The sequence below is a fragment of the Microbacterium sp. CPCC 204701 genome (assembly GCF_004010105.1).
GTDB lineage: Bacteria > Actinomycetota > Actinomycetes > Actinomycetales > Microbacteriaceae > Microbacterium.
The window spans coordinates 1-17,592 of record NZ_RRYE01000029.1 but is presented as its reverse complement, the minus strand read 5'-3'; the positions used below and the strand labels follow the sequence as shown (position 1 = coordinate 17,592).

At 68.1% G+C, this 17,592-nt stretch carries 18 protein-coding genes, 2 tRNA genes and 1 pseudogene; 7 read left to right on the top strand and 14 right to left on the bottom strand.

Annotated features, from left to right (window positions below):
- Both EIO58_RS04175 and pknB read left to right on the top strand, forming a co-directional pair.
- The coding region (locus EIO58_RS04175) for a PASTA domain-containing protein (protein ID WP_205789125.1) at positions 1-842 on the top strand (842 nt) is incomplete at its 5' end.
- 93 nt (positions 843-935) lie between these two features.
- Positions 936-2,624 carry a Stk1 family PASTA domain-containing Ser/Thr kinase gene (pknB, locus tag EIO58_RS04170; protein WP_127818427.1) on the top strand — a complete coding sequence of 563 codons (1,689 nt, stop codon included), beginning with the start codon at positions 936-938 and terminating at the stop codon, positions 2,622-2,624.
- A gap of 55 nt (positions 2,625-2,679) precedes the next feature.
- Here the strand turns inward: pknB and EIO58_RS04165 are convergent, their stop codons facing one another.
- From EIO58_RS04165 to EIO58_RS04155, 3 genes are read right to left on the bottom strand one after another with little or no spacing between them, the layout of a single operon-like run.
- Positions 2,680-3,318, bottom strand: coding sequence for an anthranilate synthase component II (locus tag EIO58_RS04165; RefSeq protein ID WP_127818425.1), 639 nt, complete (start codon positions 3,316-3,318; stop codon positions 2,680-2,682).
- A gap of 1 nt (position 3,319) precedes the next feature.
- Positions 3,320-3,508 carry a hypothetical protein gene (locus EIO58_RS04160; RefSeq protein ID WP_127818424.1) on the bottom strand — a complete coding sequence of 63 codons (189 nt, stop codon included), beginning with the start codon at positions 3,506-3,508 and terminating at the stop codon, positions 3,320-3,322.
- Entirely contained in the window at positions 3,508-4,317 is an 810-nt protein-coding gene (locus EIO58_RS04155; protein WP_240658559.1) for a class E sortase, read from the bottom strand. Before EIO58_RS04155 ends, EIO58_RS04160 begins: the two co-directional genes overlap by 1 nt.
- A 55-nt stretch (positions 4,318-4,372) precedes the next feature.
- Here EIO58_RS04155 and EIO58_RS04150 point away from each other — a divergent pair, with 55 nt between their 5' ends.
- The 3 genes from EIO58_RS04150 (at position 4,373) to EIO58_RS04140 (ending at position 6,474) form a co-directional block, all read left to right on the top strand.
- Positions 4,373-4,612: a cell division protein CrgA gene (locus tag EIO58_RS04150; protein WP_127818422.1), complete on the top strand. Its 240-nt coding sequence runs from the start codon at positions 4,373-4,375 to the stop codon at positions 4,610-4,612.
- Positions 4,613-4,945: 333 nt separating this feature from the next.
- On the top strand, positions 4,946-5,407 hold the full coding sequence (locus EIO58_RS04145; protein ID WP_164861523.1) for an SRPBCC family protein: 462 nt from the start codon (positions 4,946-4,948) through the stop codon (positions 5,405-5,407).
- Positions 5,404-6,474: a hypothetical protein gene (locus tag EIO58_RS04140; RefSeq protein ID WP_127818420.1), complete on the top strand. Its 1,071-nt coding sequence runs from the start codon at positions 5,404-5,406 to the stop codon at positions 6,472-6,474. Before EIO58_RS04145 ends, EIO58_RS04140 begins: the two co-directional genes overlap by 4 nt.
- A 69-nt stretch (positions 6,475-6,543) precedes the next feature.
- On the opposite strand, the gene EIO58_RS04135 is transcribed toward EIO58_RS04140, so the two are convergent.
- Positions 6,544-7,446: a rhomboid family intramembrane serine protease gene (locus tag EIO58_RS04135; RefSeq protein WP_127818419.1), complete on the bottom strand. Its 903-nt coding sequence runs from the start codon at positions 7,444-7,446 to the stop codon at positions 6,544-6,546.
- A 30-nt stretch (positions 7,447-7,476) separates the two neighbouring features.
- Complete coding sequence (locus EIO58_RS04130) at positions 7,477-8,049, bottom strand: peptidylprolyl isomerase (RefSeq protein WP_127818418.1); 573 nt, start codon at positions 8,047-8,049, stop codon at positions 7,477-7,479.
- Between the two features lie 94 nt (positions 8,050-8,143).
- Between EIO58_RS04130 and EIO58_RS04125 the strand changes: the two genes are divergently transcribed.
- Both EIO58_RS04125 and EIO58_RS04120 read left to right on the top strand, forming a co-directional pair.
- Positions 8,144-8,716, top strand: a complete 573-nt coding sequence (locus EIO58_RS04125) for a DNA helicase (RefSeq protein ID WP_127818417.1) — start codon at positions 8,144-8,146, stop codon at positions 8,714-8,716.
- On the top strand, positions 8,709-9,194 hold the full coding sequence (locus tag EIO58_RS04120) for an aminoacyl-tRNA deacylase (RefSeq protein ID WP_127818416.1): 486 nt from the start codon (positions 8,709-8,711) through the stop codon (positions 9,192-9,194). Before EIO58_RS04125 ends, EIO58_RS04120 begins: the two co-directional genes overlap by 8 nt.
- A 15-nt stretch (positions 9,195-9,209) precedes the next feature.
- On the opposite strand, the gene EIO58_RS04115 is transcribed toward EIO58_RS04120, so the two are convergent.
- From EIO58_RS04115 to EIO58_RS04075, 9 genes and pseudogenes are all read right to left on the bottom strand, one after another.
- Positions 9,210-9,635 (bottom strand): NUDIX hydrolase, encoded by a 426-nt coding sequence (locus tag EIO58_RS04115; protein ID WP_127818415.1) that lies wholly within the window; start codon positions 9,633-9,635, stop codon positions 9,210-9,212.
- Positions 9,636-9,711: 76 nt separating this feature from the next.
- Positions 9,712-9,784 (bottom strand) — tRNA-Ala (locus EIO58_RS04110).
- A 12-nt stretch (positions 9,785-9,796) separates the two neighbouring features.
- Positions 9,797-9,870: transfer RNA gene (locus EIO58_RS04105), tRNA-Ile, on the bottom strand.
- Positions 9,871-9,954: 84 nt separating this feature from the next.
- Positions 9,955-10,362 carry a DUF3566 domain-containing protein gene (locus tag EIO58_RS04100; protein ID WP_127818414.1) on the bottom strand — a complete coding sequence of 136 codons (408 nt, stop codon included), beginning with the start codon at positions 10,360-10,362 and terminating at the stop codon, positions 9,955-9,957.
- Entirely contained in the window at positions 10,359-12,989 is a 2,631-nt protein-coding gene (gene gyrA / locus EIO58_RS04095) for a DNA gyrase subunit A (RefSeq protein WP_127818413.1), read from the bottom strand. Before gyrA ends, EIO58_RS04100 begins: the two co-directional genes overlap by 4 nt.
- Positions 12,990-13,038: 49 nt before the next feature.
- Positions 13,039-15,075, bottom strand: a complete 2,037-nt coding sequence (gyrB, locus tag EIO58_RS04090; protein WP_127818412.1) for a DNA topoisomerase (ATP-hydrolyzing) subunit B — start codon at positions 15,073-15,075, stop codon at positions 13,039-13,041.
- A gap of 121 nt (positions 15,076-15,196) precedes the next feature.
- Complete coding sequence (locus EIO58_RS04085) at positions 15,197-15,715, bottom strand: DUF721 domain-containing protein (RefSeq protein WP_127818411.1); 519 nt, start codon at positions 15,713-15,715, stop codon at positions 15,197-15,199.
- Complete coding sequence (gene recF, locus EIO58_RS04080) at positions 15,708-16,901, bottom strand: DNA replication/repair protein RecF (protein ID WP_127818410.1); 1,194 nt, start codon at positions 16,899-16,901, stop codon at positions 15,708-15,710. Before recF ends, EIO58_RS04085 begins: the two co-directional genes overlap by 8 nt.
- Before the next feature lie 90 nt (positions 16,902-16,991).
- Positions 16,992-17,592, bottom strand: a pseudogene (locus tag EIO58_RS04075) (DNA polymerase III subunit beta); the annotation flags it as partial.

The window sequence follows — 17,592 nt, the reverse complement described above, 5'->3', positions numbered from 1 at the left end:
CCGCGGGAGCCACAGCCGCCGCCACGCGGGTCATGACGACCAGCGAGGAGTCCATCGCGGACGAAGAGGGCGAGAAGAAGAAGCGCAGCCCGTGGACGTGGCCGCTCATCGCGCTCATCGTGCTGCTGCTGCTCGTGCTCGGCGGGACCATCTGGGCGATCATGGCCAACCAGGGCGATCCCGAGCCCGGCCCTTCGACCTCGTCAGCGACCCCGACGACCAGGCCGACGAACACCACCACGCCGACGCCGGAGCCGACCACGGCGAACGTCGTCGAGGCCGACTACGTCGGCATGACGTGCGAAGAGGCGTCGACGGCGCTGGATGCTCTGGGCATGGGCGCCAACTGCGCGGAGGGAGATGCCGCCCCGACCGAGGCCGACCAGGGGCGCATCTACCGGGTGAACCCGACCGGAAACGTTCCCATCAGCACGATCATCGAGCTCACCGTCTACGGCGGGCAGGTGCCGATGCCAGGCCCGACCGCGCCGTCGATCACCGGCACGGTTCAGCAGGGGGCCACGGCCCAGGTCACGTGGGGCGGCTACAGCTGCCCGGCCGGCACCGGGAGCGTCAGTGCGTACAACTTCACCGCGACCAACGGCGTCTTCCCGACGACGGGCCAGTCGACCGCCTCGTTCGGTCCGAACGAGCGGACCGGCAGCATCCAGGTCACCGGCACGGCCGGCCAGGCGCTCATCGTCACGTACACCGTGACCTGTTCGGGCGGCACCGCGGGCGAACGCACCAGCGGCGCATCCGGCGAGGCCAGCACGCCGATCGAAGCACCCGCTCCGACCCCCGGACCGACCGACGACGCCGACGCCGACGACGAAGGCTGATTTCACCGGGAGGGCCGCGCCCCGCACGTTCTGCGTGACGCGGCCCCCTCGTGGCATCGGTAGTCTGGCTGAAGTTCCACGCAGGGAGTGACCGTGACAGTTGAGCCGCGCGTGCTTTCGGGGCGCTATCGCGTCGACGAGCGAATCGGCCGTGGCGGCATGGCGAGCGTCTATCGCGGGTACGACCTCACGCTCGGACGCGAGGTTGCCATCAAGATCCTCGACCGCGAGCTCGCTGACGACAACGCGTTCCGCACGCGGTTCCGCCTCGAGGCGCAGGCGGCCTCGCGCATGGCGCACCCGGCCGTCGTGCGCGTGTACGACGCAGGCGAGGACTCCCTCACGGCTGCCGACGGGACAGTGCGTCCGGTGCCGTTCATCGTGATGGAACTGGTCAAGGGCCGGCTTCTCAAGGACATCATCGCCGAGGGCCCGGTTCCCGTGACGGATGCCGTGCGCTACGTCGACGGCATCCTCGAGGCGCTCGAGTACTCGCATCGTGCGGGCGTCGTCCACCGCGACATCAAGCCCGGCAACGTCATGGTGACCGAGGCCGGGCAGGTCAAGGTGATGGACTTCGGCATCGCCCGCGCGGTGTCCGACAGCTCTTCCACCGTCGCCGAGACCACGCAGATCCTGGGCACCGCCGCGTACTTCTCGCCCGAGCAGGCGAAGGGCGAGCCGGTCGATGCCCGCGCCGACCTGTACTCGACCGGCGTCGTGCTCTACGAGCTGCTGACCGGGCGCCAGCCGTTCCGCGGCGAGTCGCCCGTGGCCGTCGCCTATCAGCACGTCAGCGAGGCCCCGCTGCCTCCCTCCGAGGTGAGCGAGACGGTGCCGCGAGCGCTCGACACGGTGGCGCTGCGGGCACTGGCGAAGGACCCGTTCCAGCGCTACCAGGATGCCGCGGGCTTCCGCGAGGCGCTCGATGCGACGGTCGACGGCCGCCAGCCCTCGAAGCGGCAGGTGGGCGCCCTCACGAGCGAGCTCTACGGACCCAATCCTCGCCAGGCCGCCGAGACCGCGCGATCGCTGCGCCAGCTCAGCACCGACACCACCATGAAGCGCACTCAGGCCGGCCCGCCGGTCGCATGGATCTGGGCGGGCGTCGCACTCATCGCCGTGCTGCTCATCTCGCTGCTGTTCTGGGTGCTCACCATCCAGCCCACCGAGCTGCCCAACGTCCGCGAGGTTCCGGACGTGACCGGCATGACGTACGACCAGGCCAACAGCGTGCTCGCCGAGCACGACCTCCTGGCGATCCGCATCGACGAGGAGAACCCCGACGTCGCAGAAGGCGATGTCATTCGCACCGATCCCGTCACGGGAACGTCGGTGGACGAGGAGCAGGAGGTCCGCGTCTACGTGTCGACGGGCCAGGAGATGTCGACCGTGCCCGCCCTCGTGGGGCTGACGCAGGATGCTGCGACCTCGGCGCTCTCGTCGGCAGAGCTTCAGCTCGGCACGATCACCCAGCGCAATGACCCCGACCTGGCGGCGGGAACCGTCTTGGAGGTCAACCAGACCGAGGGGTCGAGCGTGCCGGCGGGTACCACCGTGAACCTCGTGGTCGCGTCCGGGCGCGTGACCATCACCGACGTGCGGGGGTACACCGTCGAGGCGGCCACCCGTGAGCTCGAGAGCGCGAAGCTCACCGTGCTCACGCAGGAGGACGCGGACTGCCCCGCGTCTTCGCCGCCGACCGTGTCGGCGCAGTCGCTGGCTCCAGGAGACGTGCCGGTGCACTCCGAGATCACGCTCACGTTCTGCTCGGGCTCCTGACCCCTCGGCTCAGCCGCAACCCGGCCGCCGCCCAGCCTTTGAGCCTGTCGAAGGGTCAGCGGCGCGGGCTGAGCGACGCGCCGCGGGTCGCGGCATCCGGGTATCCGACCGACGCGAGCCAGTTGCCGAGCAGCCGGTAGCCGCCGTCGGTGAGCACGCTCTCGGGGTGGAACTGCACGCCCTGCACCGGAGCGGCGCGGTGCGCCACGCCCATGATCACGCCCCCTGCCGTCCAGCTCGTCACGACGAGCTCGTCGGGCATCGTGTCGGGCACGATCGCCAGCGAGTGGTAGCGGGTGGCGGTGAAGGGGTCGGGAAGACCGGCATAGAGCGGCGTTCCGCCGTGATGGACCCGGGAAGTCATGCCGTGCATCAGCTCGGGGGCATGATCGACGGTGGCGCCGAAGGCCGCCCCGATCGCCTGGTGACCCAAGCACACACCGAGGAGCGGGATGCCGGAGGCCGCCGCCGCGCGCACCACGTCGATCGACGCACCGGCGGCTGCCGGCGTGCCGGGACCCGGAGAGACGAGCACTCCGCGGCGCTGATCCAGCGCGGCGCCCGGATCGTCGATCGCGTCCGCCTCGATCAGGTCGGTGCCGGCTCCGAGCTCGTGGAGGTAGCCGATCAGGGTGTGGACGAAGCTGTCGTGGTTGTCGACGACCAGGATCGGCGCCGGAGCCGCTCCGGCCATGTCACGCAGGCCGAAGGACGGCCCGCACCGACGGCAGGCCCACGGTGACGTCCTGGGGGTTCACGAACTGGCTCACCCACGGGAAGGCGTAGAAGAACAGGCCGTACAGCACGGCCGCGACCAGCACGAGCAGGATGAGTACGCGCACCCACCACGTGCCGGGAAGGATCCGCCACAGCGCCGCGTACATCAGGCCACCGCCTGTAGCGAGGCCGGCAGCTCACCGCTCGCGGATCGGGGCGTGTACGACTCGAACACGCCGTACGCGACGATGCGCTCGGCCAGAGAGAACATCGGGCTGCAGCTGGTCATGGTGATGTACGGGGTCCCTGCCGGGACGTCCATCGCCTGGGGAACGGGCAGCAGCACTTCCACCTGATCGGGGGTGATGTACTCGAGGGTGCGGAACCGGTAGGTATACCAGCCGTGGGGGGTCTCGATGACAATCGCGTCACCGACGCGGAGATCCGCGATGCGATTGAACGGGGCGCCGAAGGTGGTCCGGTGGGCGGCGACCGCGAAGTTGCCCGGCTGACCGGGCATGGCGGTGCCGGGATAGTGCCCGATCTTCTTCTTGTCGAGCGTCCCAGGCCGGGATATCCCGCCGGCCATCGTGAAGGCGTAGTCGTCGCCGAGACGCGGGATGCGCATGATCGCGAAGTCCTCGGTGTCGGCCGGCTCCTCCATCACGACCGGGTCCGCGGTGATCGCCTCCGGATCGCCCGCTCCGGCCTCGCCCTCGTCGGTGGACACCGGCAGCGGTGCCGGCTCGTACTCCTGCGCCCACTGCTGCGACAGCGTCGCGCTCTCGGCCTTCGCCTCGGCGCCGTAGATGACATCGCCCAGCCAGAGCTGCCACACGACGTACAGCAGCACGATCACACCGGCCGTGACGAGCAGCTCGCCGATGACGCCCACGACAGACGTGCTCCTGCGAGGGCGAGCACGAGCATCCCCCCGCAGCGCCCCGTTCCTCACGGTGACGACCGCTTCATCCACAGATGGATTCTCGCACAGCACGGCGGGAGCCCGGCTGGCAGTTAGACTCTTGTGCATGGCACGACCCGGCAAAGACGACGACTCGCTCGTCGAGCGCGCAGAAGGCGAGGCCGCACCCAACCCGGTGTGGTTCAAGCCGATCATGATCGGACTGATGCTCATCGGTCTGGTCTGGATCCTCGTCTTCTATCTGAGCGGCATGCAGTACCCGATTCCCGGGATCGACGCCTGGAACCTCGTGATCGGCTTCGGCATCGCCTTCCTCGGGTTTCTCATGACCACGCGCTGGCGCTAGCGAGCTCTCTGGATCAAGCCCCGGTCTGTGATGACCGGGGCTTTTTCTTCGGGCGCGCAGCGCGAGTCCCTCGACGCATCCGGGTGGAAGCCAGGCATCCTCGCCGAGTGCAGGCCGCCAGTTCCGCTGCACCGGCGGAGCGGCGGTCGACGGCGTATGCTTTTCGGTGCGCGATCTCTCCGCTCGCGTGCCTGACATCGGCCCACGCCCGATGTCATCTTCAGGCAGAGGTGGCTCAGTCATCGCGGAGACCGGATCGGATCGCCAGTCGTTCAGCGGATGCCGGTGGTGCAGGCGTGGGCAGAGACCACTGCGCGTCGGGACGGACAGACGATGTACGACGGAATCACTCAGGCAATCGATATCGAAGCGCCCGCCGATGAAGTATGGGCGGTCATCAGCGATGTGCGCGGCCTGCCGGCTGTGCTCTCCGGTATGACACGACTCGAGGTCGACGGCGAGGACGCCTCGCTGCGGGTCGGACTCACATGGACGCAGACCCGCGTCATCCGCGGCCATTCCGGCTCGGAGACGCTGTGCGTCACCGCGGTCGAGGGCGGCTCGCGATATGTCGCCAAAGGCGGAAGTCACGGATTCGACTACGTGACGACGTGGAGCGTCGTGCCCCTCGGCGCCGACACGACGCGGTTGAGCTGCACATTCCAAGGGCTGCCTCGAACCTGGCTCGCGCGACTCATGCTCAAGATGTTCTCTGGCTCAGGGAATGACGCCAGCCGCGAGGCGATGGCAACCGACCTGAGTGACATCGCCGCCGCTGTGGGCAGGGTCCGATGACTGAGCGCAAGGCGTTCAAGCGACGAGTGCGCGCACAGGTGGCCACAACGGGCCAGAGCTACGCGCAGGCGGCGGCGCAACTCGAAGCCGGCAATCCCGCCCGGGTGGCGGAGACGCATCCCGCATCCGCGGTGGTCGTCGCGCTGCTGCGCGCCTCGAGGCTCAGTCTTGATCCTGTGACGGCGTTCGGCATCGGTGGCGGGATCGGGTTCATGTACGGTCTGTTCCGCTACGCGGACGCACCACACCCTCTGCTGACTCTTGTATGCCAGCATCACCCCGAGCCGTGGGCACCGGCGATCCTTGACCGGTTGGGTGTCGAATACGCCTCGTCGTCGGGGAGACGCGACGTCGTTCGCCTGCTGGAAGATGGTGCGGCGATGATTCTGCCCGTGGCCCGCGGCGTCGTCCCGTGGCTGGATGCGGATGATCTGACCAAGCGCGAGGAGCACATCGTCCTCGCACTGCCCGAGCGCGAGAGCGCGCGAGTGTTCGACGGCACTGGGAAGCACTCGCGCCTGACGAAGGCGGAGATCGTGGATGCCTATGCGCACACGAGACGCAAGCACCCGGTGACGACGATCAGACAGAACGCGCGCCTGCCCCGCGACCTCCGTCCGGCGGTATCGGCGGGCCTGCGCGCAACGGTGTCAGGCATGACCGATCGTGTGCTCGGGAACTCGTTCGACGTCAACTTCGGCCTGAGCGGGCTGCGGCGATGGTCCGAGCGAGTCACCGAGAAGGGCGCCGACGGGTGGCGCCACGTGTTCGCAGAGGACGATGCGTGGCGCCAGCGCCTCATCGACTGCATCGACCGTGAGCACACGGCGCCCACCGCAGGGAGGCCGCTCTTCGCGCGGATGCTGCGCATGCACGGACTCGCGGGGGCCGCCGAGCATTTCGACCGTTCCGCGCCGCACTGGCGTGCGATCGCCCTCGGCGCGACACGGGGTGATCTCGAGCTCGAATCGCTCGGCCACCACGTCGACGCGATCGCCACAGAGGAAGCCGACGGAATCGCTGCCCTACAGGACCTCTTGCAAGGCGCGGCCTACGGGAGTTGTTAACAACCCTGTTAACAGGTGTGAATTACACACGTGTGATTCTCCCCACCTGTGGATGAACCTGTGGATAACTCACCCGATGATCGCGGCGGGAAAGAGCACCGGCACGAACAGCAGGGCCACGAGCACCGCGCCGACCAGAGTCAGGAGGGCGATCTGCAGGCGGCGCTGCCGGGCAGCGCGCGTACGCGTGAAGATGAACGCGACCGCGAGGCCCACGACCAGGCCGCCGACGTGCGCCTGCCACGAGACGTTGAATCCGGGGATGAATCCGATGACGAGGTTGATGCCGAGCACGATCGCGATGCCGGCGATGTTGGCCCCGAGGTGCCGGCCGATCACCAGAAGCGCGCCGAACAGGCCGAAGATGGCGCCCGACGCCCCGACCACGGGCGTCGGGAACGACAGCAGCGCGACGGCCACCGAGCCGCCGAGCGCGCTGAGCAGGTAGAGCGTCAGGAACCGCCACCGCCCGAGGAGCGGTTCGAGGCTCCGCCCGATCATGAACAGGGCCAGCATGTTCAGGCCGATGTGCCAGAAGCTCGCATGGACGAGCGAGACGGTGAGCACGCGCCAGATCTCGGGAAGACCGCCGAGCTGCGGGAAGAAGTTCGGATACAGGCTCGGCGCCCAGAACTGCAGCGCGCTCTCGATGTCATCGCCGATGCCCGGGATCAGCGTCAGCAGGAACACGAACGCCGTGATCGCGATGATCACGTAGGTGACGATCGGTCGGGAGTCGCGCACCGCGGCTGCCCGCGGACGTGACCACCGACGTTCCGCCTTCCGTTGCGCGGGCGACTGGGCCTTCTGCTGATCGCGCAGGCACTCCGGGCAGATCACGCCGACTGCGGCCTGCGTCTGGCATTCGGGGCAGATCGTGCGCAGGCACCGCTGACACAGTACGAAGCTCTGACGGTCGGGATGCCGGTAGCAGAAGTTGTCGCTGTTGCGGCGGAAGTCGTCGGTGGTCACGCGAGGCTGTTCGAGTCGGAACGCTGCGGCTCAGACCGAGACGACGTCGATCGACGCGATGACGACGGGCTCGACCGGACGGTCGCCTGCAGCCGTCGGCACTTCGCTGATCGTGTCGACGACGGACTTCGACGCGTCGTCGACGACCTCGCCGAAGATCGTGTGCTTGCCCTGCAGCCACTCCGGGCCGCGGCCGCCCTGTCCGGGAACCGTGATGAAGAACTGCGAGCCGTTGGTGCCCTCGGCCTGGCCGGTGATCGCGTTGCGGCGGAGCCCGGCGTTCGCCATCGCGACCTTGTACGGCTCGGTGAAGGTGAGCTCGCCGTTGATCTCGTCGTCGAAGTTGTAGCCTGGGCCGCCCACGCCCTGACCGAGCGGGTCGCCGCCCTGGATCATGAAGCCGGACATGATGCGGTGGAAGATGACGTCTTTGTAGAGAGGACCTTCACCGGGCTTGCCCGTCGCGGGGTGCGTCCAGGGCTGCGTGCCGTCGGAGAGTCCGATGAAGTTCTGGACGGTGCGCGGCGCGTGGTCGCCGAACAGGTTGACGACGATGTCGCCGTAGTTGGTGTGGATCGTTGCGACTGCGGTGTGAAGCGGCATTGTGACATTGTCTCAGAGTTCCCTGCAACCCCTGCCGTCTCGGCACGGGTCTGGCAAGATGGGGAGACCGACATCCCACGACAGGGAGGGCATCGTGAGCCTCAGCCGCAAGCGCAAGAAGGAACTTCAGAAGCTGCAGAAGCAGGCGAGCAGCCTGTGGGAAACGCAGCAGGTGCTGGTGGGCGAGGCCGCGTCCGTCGCACGCGAGGCCGGTCGCCAGCTCGGGCACTACAACCGCGAGCACGTCAAGCCGCAGGTGCAGGCCGGCTATGAGAAGTACGCCGCCCCGTACGTAGAGAAGGGCAAGCAGGTCGTCAGCAGCACCGTCATCCCGGCAGCGGGTGCGGTCGTCGGCTCGGCGATGTCGGTGTGGGATGCCGCGAACGAGCAGCGATCGCGGCTCGCCTCCGGCCGCGGCCTCGAGCTGCCCGACTCGAAGAAGTACGCCAAGAAGGCCGACAAGTACGCGCGCCAGGCGAGCGGCTTCCTGTCGGCGAAGCTCGACCGGGCGGCGCCGCAGAAGAAGGGCATCGGCGCCGGTGGCGTCATCGCGATCATCCTCGGCGTCGCCGCCGCCGTCGGCGTACTCTACGCCGCGTGGCAGACGCTGCGAGCCGACGACGAGCTCTGGGTCGCCGACGACCCGCTGCGCGCGCCGGATGCCTGAGTCGGTCCTCGAAGGCACTGAACGCGTTCGGGCCGCCGCAGCCGCTCGAGGTCTCGAGATCGAGATCAAGGAACGGCCCGCCGCGAGGAGCCTTTCCGAGGCGGCAGAAGTCCTCGGCATCCCTCCGTCCGGGATCGTGAAGACGCTGGTGGTGAAGCGGAGCGACGATACGTTCCTGTTCGCCCTGATCCCGGGCGACCGGGCGATCTCCTGGCCGAAGCTGCGCGCGGTCGTCGGGGTCAACAAGCTGCAGCTGCCGGACCCTGAGCGCGCTCTCGCTGCGACCGGCTACGAGCGCGGCACGATCGTGCCGCTGGGCAGCTCGAACGAGTGGCCCATCTACGCCGACAGCGGCATCGTCGGCCGTCGCATCGCGATGGGGGCAGGCGCGCACGGGTACAGCATGTTCGTCGAGGCCGACGAACTCATCGCCGCCTACGGCGCGACGGTCGCCGACATCTCGCAGGCGCTCGAGTAGCGGCATCCGCCGCGCTCAGGCGAGTCCCGCCATCTCGAGCGCGATGTCCACGAGCTTGACCCGCTGCAGCGACGGCACTTCCGAGAGCGGAAACCACTCGGCGCGATCGGTCGACCCGTCGGCCTCGTTGCGCAGGCGACCCCCGATCACGCGAGCGCGATACACGATGCGCAGCGTGTGCAGCGGCTCGGTGACACCGGGCATGAGGCGCCGTCCGGGCGGGATCACCCGGGAGTGGATGCCGAGCAGCTGCTCGATCGCGACCTTGTAGCCCGTCTCCTCCCGCACCTCACGGCGAGCGGCCCGCTCGGGCTCTTCGCCCGGTTCCAGGCCCCCGCCCGGCATCGTCCAGGCCCCGCGACGGCCTTCGTTCCAGTGCGCCAGCAGCAGGCGGTCGCCTTCGTCGACGATCACCGCGTAGGCCGCGACACGCAGGTCCATGCTTCACCCTACCCGCGGAACGCCCGGTGCGAACGGAGAAGCCGGTCCGCGGGACCGGCTTCGATGAAGGATCTTGTGGAGCCTAGGAGATTCGAACTCCTGACATCCTGCTTGCAAAGCAGGCGCTCTACCAACTGAGCTAAGGCCCCGGGGCTTTACGGTGGGGCTACCAGGACTTGAACCTGGGACCTCTTCATTATCAGTGAAGCGCTCTAACCGCCTGAGCTATAGCCCCGTTTCGTGCGGCGCTCTCGCCCCGCAACCTCCAAGACTTTACCCGACGATCGCCGATTTCACGAATCGGCGATCGTCGGTTTCGTCAGTTGGAGGTGAACCCGACGAGCAGGCCGCCGGTCACCTTCACGGCGAGGTTGTAGATGCCGGCGATCACGGCGCCGAGCACGGTGACGACGACGAGGTTCAGGATCGCGACGACCGCCGAGAACGCCAGAACCTGCGGGAAGCTCACGATGTTCGACAGCAGGATGCTGCCGTCACCCGAGAAGCTCATCAGGAACTCGTCTGCCTGGGCGATGAGCCCGGTGGTCGAGACGACCAGGTAGATCAGCACGAACGCGACGACGGTGACGATCGCGATGGCGATCGCCGCGAGGAACGACAGCTTCACCGCCGACCAGAAATCGATGTACACCAGGCGCAGGCGCACCTGCTTGGCGCTTGTCTTGTGGCTGGATTTCTTCGCGAGCTTGTCGGCTACCGTGCTCATGCGTCAGTGCTCTCTTCCGGGGTCTCGGGCGAGGCGTCCGTCCCGAGGGAGGCTTCGGGCGACGGACCTTCGTCAGCGGCGTCGGCGGCTGCATCCTCGGGTTCTTCGGCCAGGCCCCGCTCGCCGTTGCGGGCGATCGCAAGGATGCGGTCGTCGCCGCCGGCGCGGGCGAACACGACACCCATGGTGTCTCGTCCCTTGGCAGGTACCTCGGCCACGGCAGAGCGTACCACCTTGCCGCTGGCAAGAACCACCAAGACCTCGTCGTCCTCCGAGACGATGAGACCGCCCGCCAGATCGCCCCGATCGTCGTTGAGTTTGGCCACCTTGATGCCCAGCCCGCCGCGGTTCTGGACACGGTACTGGTCGACCGCGGTGCGCTTCGCGTAGCCGCCTTCGGTGACCACGAACACGTACTCGTCGTCCTTCGCGACGGATGCCGAGAGCAGGCTGTCGCCGGCACGGAAGTCCATGCCCTTCACCCCGGACGTCGACCGGCCCATCGGGCGCAGCGCGGCGTCCGTCGCCGAGAAGCGCAGCGACATGCCGTGACGGCTGATGAGCAGGATGTCGTCACCCTCGTCGACCAGCAGCGCGCTGACGACCTCGTCGTCGGACTCGACGGCATCGTCGTCGGACTCTTCTGCGCCATTGCCCCGGAGCTTGATCGCGATGATCCCGCCCTGACGGTTCGTGTCGTACTCGGTCAGGCGGGTCTTCTTGACCAGGCCGCCGCGGGTCGCGAGCACGAGGTAGGTGGCCACCGTGTAGTCGCGGATGTCGAGGATCTGCGCGATCTCCTCCCCCGGCTGCAGCGCCAGCAGGTTGGCCACGTGCTGACCCTTCGCATCGCGGCCGGCCTCGGGAACCTCATACGCCTTCGACCGGTAGACGCGGCCCTTGGTGGTGAAGAAGAGGAGCCAGTGGTGGGTTGTCGTGACGAAGAAGTGCTCGACGACGTCGTCGGCGCGCAGCTGCGCACCCTTGACGCCCTTGCCGCCGCGATGCTGCGAGCGGTAGTTGTCGATGCGGGTGCGCTTGATGTACCCGTCGCGGGTGACGGAGATCACCATCTCCTCTTCGGGGATGAGGTCTTCCATCGACATGTCGCCGTCGAATCCGTGGAGGATGTGGGTGCGGCGGTCGTCGCCGAACTTGTCGACGACCGCGGTGAGCTCGTCGCGGACGATCGCGCGCTGACGGGCCGGCGTCGCGAGGATGTCGTTGAGGTCGATGATCTTCGCCTCGAGCTCGTTCGCCTCGTCGATGATCTTCTGCCGCTCGAGTGCGGCAAGGCGACGCAGCTGCATCCCCAGGATCGCGTCGGCCTGCGTGTCGTCGATGTCGAGGAGTGTCTTCAGCCCTTCGCGTGCGTCATCCACGGTCGGCGAACGGCGGATGAGCGCAATGACCTCGTCGAGCGCGTCGAGCGCCTTGAGGTAGCCGCGCAGGATGTGCATGCGCTTCTCGGCCTCGCGCAGGCGGTACGCGGTGCGCCGGACGATGACGTCGATCTGGTGGTCGACCCACAGCGAGATGAACCCGTCGAGGGGGAGCGTGCGCGGCACCCCGTCGACGATCGCGAGCATGTTCGCGCCGAAGTTCTCCTGCAGCTGGGTGTGCTTGTACAGGTTGTTCAGCACGACCTTGGCGACGGCATCCCGCTTCAGCACGACCACGAGACGCTGGCCGGTGCGGTCGCTCGTCTCGTCGCGGATGTCGGCGATGCCGGTGATCTTGCCCTCGCGGGCGAGGTCGCCGATCTTCACCGCGAGGTTGTCGGGATTGACCTGGTACGGCAGCTCGGTGATCACGAGGCACGTACGGCCCTGGAGCTCTTCGACCGACACGACGGCGCGCATCGTGATGGACCCGCGGCCGGTGCGGTAGGCCTCGCGGATGCCCTTGGTGCCCAGAATCTGCGCGCCCGTCGGGAAGTCGGGACCCGGGATGCGCTCCAGGAGCGCCTCGAGCAGCTCCTCGCGCGAGGCTTCGGGGTTGTCGAGCGCCCACAGTGCGCCGGCGGCGACCTCGCGGAGGTTGTGCGGCGGGATGTTGGTCGCCATGCCGACGGCGATGCCGACCGACCCATTGACGAGCAGGTTCGGGAAGCGCGCCGGAAGGACCGTCGGCTCCTGCGTCTGACCGTCGTAGTTCTCGGTGAAGTCGACGGTCTCTTCTTCGATGTCGCGCACCATCTCCAGCGCGAGCTGAGCCATCTTCGTCTCGGTGTACCGCGGCGCCGCGGCGCCCATGTTGCCCGGCGAGCCGAAGTTGCCCTGCCCCTGCGCCAGCGGATAGCGCAGCGACCACGGCTGGACGAGGCGGACGAGGGCGTCGTAGATCGCCGTGTCACCGTGCGGGTGGTACTGACCCATCACCTCGCCGACGACGCGCGCGCACTTCGAGAACGACTTGTCGGGGCGGAATCCGCCGTCGTACATGCCGTAGATGACGCGGCGGTGCACGGGCTTGAGGCCGTCGCGCACATCGGGGAGGGCGCGCCCGATGATGACGGCCATCGCGTAGTCGAGATAGCTGCGCTGCATCTCCAGCTGCAGGTCGACCTGGTCGATGCGGCCGTGGTCGTGCGCGGCGTTCGCGTCGGGGCGCTCTTCGTCTGCCATGTGTGGTTCTCGTCTTCTGTGTAAGCCGGTTCCTGAGACTGTCGAAGGGTCAGATGTCGAGGAAGCGGACGTCCTTGGCATTGCGCTGGATGAACGTGCGGCGGGATTCGACGTCCTCGCCCATGAGCACCGAGAAGATCTCGTCGGCTGCGGCCGCGTCGTCGATCGTCACCTGACGCAGCGTCCGGGTGCTGTGGTCCATCGTGGTCTCCCACAGCTCCTTTGCGTTCATCTCACCCAGACCCTTGTAGCGCTGCACGCCCGAGTCCTTCGGCAGCCGCTTGCCGTTCGCGACGCCGTGCTCGAGCAGCGCGTCGCGCTCCTTGTCGGAGTACACGTACTCGTGCGCCGAGTTCGACCACTTGAGGCGGTACAGCGGCGGCATGGCGAGGTACACGAAGCCGGCCTCGATGAGTCCGCGCATGTAGCGGAAGAGCAGCGTCAGCAGGAGCGTCGTGATGTGCTGCCCGTCGACGTCGGCATCGGCCATCAGCACGATCTTGTGGTAGCGCGCCTTGCCGATGTCGAAGTCCTCGCCGATGCCCGTGCCGAAGGCCTGGATCATCGCCTGGACTTCCTTGTTCGACAGCGCCTTGTCGAGGCGCGCGCGCTCGACGTTGAGGATCTTCCCGCGCAGAGCCAGGATCGCCTGCGTGTGCGGGTCGCGGCCCTGCACCGCCGAACCGCCGGCGGAGTCGCCCTCGACGAGGAAGATCTCGCTGATCGACGGGTCCTTGCTGGTGCAGTCCTTCAGCTTGTCGGGCATGGCGGCCGACTCGAAGACGCTCTTGCGGCGCGCGGTCTCGCGCGCCTTTCGGGCGGCCATGCGGGCGCTGGCCGCATCGATCGCCTTGCGGATGACGTTCTTCGCCTGTGTCGGGTTGCGGTCGAACCAGTCGCCCAGCTGATCGCCGACGACCTTCTGCACGAACGCCTTCGCCTCGGTGTTGCCGAGCTTCGTCTTGGTCTGTCCTTCGAACTGCGGCTCGGACAGCTTCACCGAGATCACCGCGGTGAGCCCCTCGCGGATGTCTTCGCCCGTGAGGTTGTCGTCCTTCTCCTTGAGCATGTTCTGCGCGCGGGCGTACCGGTTCACAAGGGTGGTCAGCGCGGCGCGGAAGCCCTCTTCGTGGGTGCCGCCCTCGTGCGTGTTGATCGTGTTCGCGAACGTGAAGACGTTCTCGGTGTAGCTCGTGGTCCACTGCATCGCCAGCTCCATGGCGATCTTGCGGCCGCTGTCTTCGGACTCGACCTCGATGATCTCGTCGTTGACGACATCCGCGTGACGCACCTTGTTGAGGTGCTCGACGTAGTCCACCAGGCCGCGTTCGTAGAGGAAGCTGTCGTGACGCGGCTGCGGCTCGTCGACGCCGTCGCCGGGGTGGTCGTCGGGGACCAGTGCGCTCGGACGCTCATCACGCAGGCTGATGCGCAGGCCCTTGTTGAGGAAGGCCATCTGCTGGAAGCGGGTGCGCAGCGTGTCGTAGTCGAACTCGACGGTGTCGAAGATCGTGGGATCGGGCCAGAACGTGATGATGGTTCCGGTCTGGTCGCTCTTCTCCTCCTTGGCGAGAGGCGCCTGCGGCTGGCCGCCGTCGCGATACGACTGCCGCCACACGTGGCCCTCGCGTCGCACCTCGACCTCGAGGCGCGCAGACAGCGCGTTGACCACCGACGAGCCCACGCCGTGAAGGCCGCCCGAGACCGCGTAGCCGCCGCCGCCGAACTTGCCGCCGGCGTGCAGGACGGTGAGCACCACCTCCACGGTCGACTTGCCCTCCGTCCGGTGCATGCCCACGGGGATGCCGCGGCCGTTGTCGACGACGCGCACGCCGCCGTCGGAGAGGATCGTCACCTCGATGAGGTCGCAGTAGCCGGCGAGAGCCTCATCCACCGAGTTGTCGACGATCTCGTAGACCAGATGGTGCAGGCCGCGCTCGCCCGTCGACCCGATGTACATGCCGGGGCGCTTGCGGACGGCCGTGAGGCCCTCCAGCACCTGGATGTCGTCTGCCCCGTATTCGCTCGGAGTCTTCTCGGGGGTGGCGGGTTCCTCGGGAACGATATCGGGGGTGTCGGACGTCATCTTCGCGAGGGCTCCAGATCCTTCTGAGGGTGCCCCCACAGTCTATCGGGTTACGACGGGATCACGACGCTATACGCCGTTCTGACGCTGTGAAATCTCTTTCGACGGCTCCAGACGTACCTCAGCCGTAGGTATCGCGCGGGCCACGCCCTGCAACCGTTCTAGGACCCCATTTCCAGGAGGGGACGTCCGGGCCGATGAAGCGCACCGCGGTGACTCCCGCGTCGGGGAACCGCCGGATGATCTCCGAGAGGATGTGCGCACGCATCAGCTGGAGCTGCTTGGCCCACGCCGTGGAGTCGGCCTGGACGGTGAGCGTGCCCTCCGAATAGGCGACCGGTCGCGTATGCCGGGCGGTGTCGTCTCCTGCGACCTCCGCCCATGCGAGCACGACGTCCTCGCGCGCCAGCTCCTTGTCCCACCCCGATTCACGGGTGAGGTCGGCCAGCACGTCACCGACGCCGCGCGGATCGCGGCCCGGTGCGAACGGCACGTTCTCGTCGTCGGCATCCCGCCGCCGGCGCTTGCGGTACGACCGGGCCGACGGCTCGAGACCGCGCAGCCGCAGGTAGGTCGCGATCGTCTCGGGGATCCGCGGGCGCTCGGGGCCGGCCCCCGAGCTCGTCGATGGGTCAGGCATCCGTCGCCTCCAGGATGCGGCCCGCCTCGACGCGCACCGTCCGCGCGCGCAGGCCTTCCGGCACATCGCCCTCGACAGCCGCCGTCACGACGACCTGCTCGTACCCGCCAGCGAGCTCGGCCAGGCGCGCGCGACGATCGGCGTCGAGTTCGGCGAACACGTCGTCGAGGATGAGGACCGGATCACCGAGGCGTGAGTCGGCCCGCAGCAGTTCGGCCGACGCCAGCCGCAGCGAGAGCGCGACCGACCACGACTCGCCGTGCGACGCGTAGCCCTTCACCGCAAGCCCGCGCAGGCGCAGCAGCAGATCGTCGCGATGCGGCCCCACGAGGGTGAGCCCCCGCTCGAGCTCCGCCGAGCGGCGCGCGGCCAGCGCGTCGCGGAATCGCATGGCGATATCGGCGGGATCCACCGATGCCGCGGCCGCGGCCGGCTCTTCGCTTTCGGTGTCGGCGCCTCGCTCCGCGAGCCCATCGGGATCCTCAGCGTCCGCGATCGACAGCGCCCATTCGATCCGCGGGTCATGGTCGGCACCGGCGATCGCCGTGTACGCGGAGGCCAGCGGCGCCGCCAGGTCCGCCGCGAGCGCGAGGCGCGCCTCGATCAGCTGAGTGCCGAGGGAGATGAGCTTGTCGTCCCATACGTCGAGTGTCGAGAGCGCATCGCCGCGCAGTCCGCGCGCCTTTGCGGACTTCAGCAGCGTCGTGCGCTGCTTCAGCACCCGGTCGTAGTCCCCGATCACGCCTGCCATGCGCGGAGCGCGCTGCACGAGCAGCTGATCGGCGAAGCGGCGCCGCGACGACGGGTCGCCGCGGACGACCTGCAGATCCTCCGGCGCGAACAGCACCACCTGGGCGTACCGAGGGAGCTCGGCCGGCTTCACCGCGGCGCCGTTGACCCGTGCCTTGTTCGATCCCTGGCGGTTGATCTGCACCTCGAGCTGCACGCGCCGGTCACCGTGGGCCAGCCGGGCACGGACGATCGCGGCATCCGCACCGTCGCGTACCATCGGGGCGTCGCTCGACACCCGATGCGAGCCGAGGGTCGCGAGGAACCCGATCGCCTCGGCGAGATTCGTCTTGCCCTGGCCGTTGCGTCCCACGAACACGTTCGGACCGGGGAACAGCGCGACATCGGCGACCGCATAGTTGCGGAAGTCGATGAGACTCAGCTGCTCCACGATCACTGCGTCAGCCTAGTTCGAGCGTGCGACGTTTCGTCTCGCTCGCGGCTCAGCGAGACGGAATGCCGAGGCGAAGCGTTCCTGACCCCGTGCCTACCTGAGAAGGAGGTTGGGCTGCAGCAGATAGCGGAACGAGTCCTGGCCGGCTTTGTCGACCGAGGTCTGCGGGGTGATGAGCACCGGGCTCAGCTTGTTGGCGTTTTCGCTCGAGGTGAACGTGATGCGCACGAACTCGCTGCGCACCGCGCCGAGCGACTCGAGCAGGTACTGGGGGTTGAGGCCGAGGGTGACGTCCTCGCCGACGAGATTGGCGTCGACGGACTCGGTCGCGCGCGCCTGCTCGGTGCCCGAGGCATCCATCGACACCGCATCGGTGGTGAAGGTGAACCGCAACGGCGCCGACCGGTCGAGCACGAGCGACACACGGCGTACCGCCTCGGCCAGATCGGCCGTGTTCACCACCGCGTGGTGATCGGTCTGAGCGGGGAAGAGCCGCCGCACGGGCGGGAAGTTGCCCTTGATCAAGAGCGACGTGACGGTCTTGTTGGCCGCCGTGAACGCGATGATCTCGCGATCGCCCGAACCCGAGAACGCGATCGAGATGTCGCCGCCGTGCGCGAAGGTCTTGCCGACCTCGGTGAGAGTGCGAGCCGGCACCAGCGCCGTCGTCGGCTCGTCGGACGCCGTACCGCCG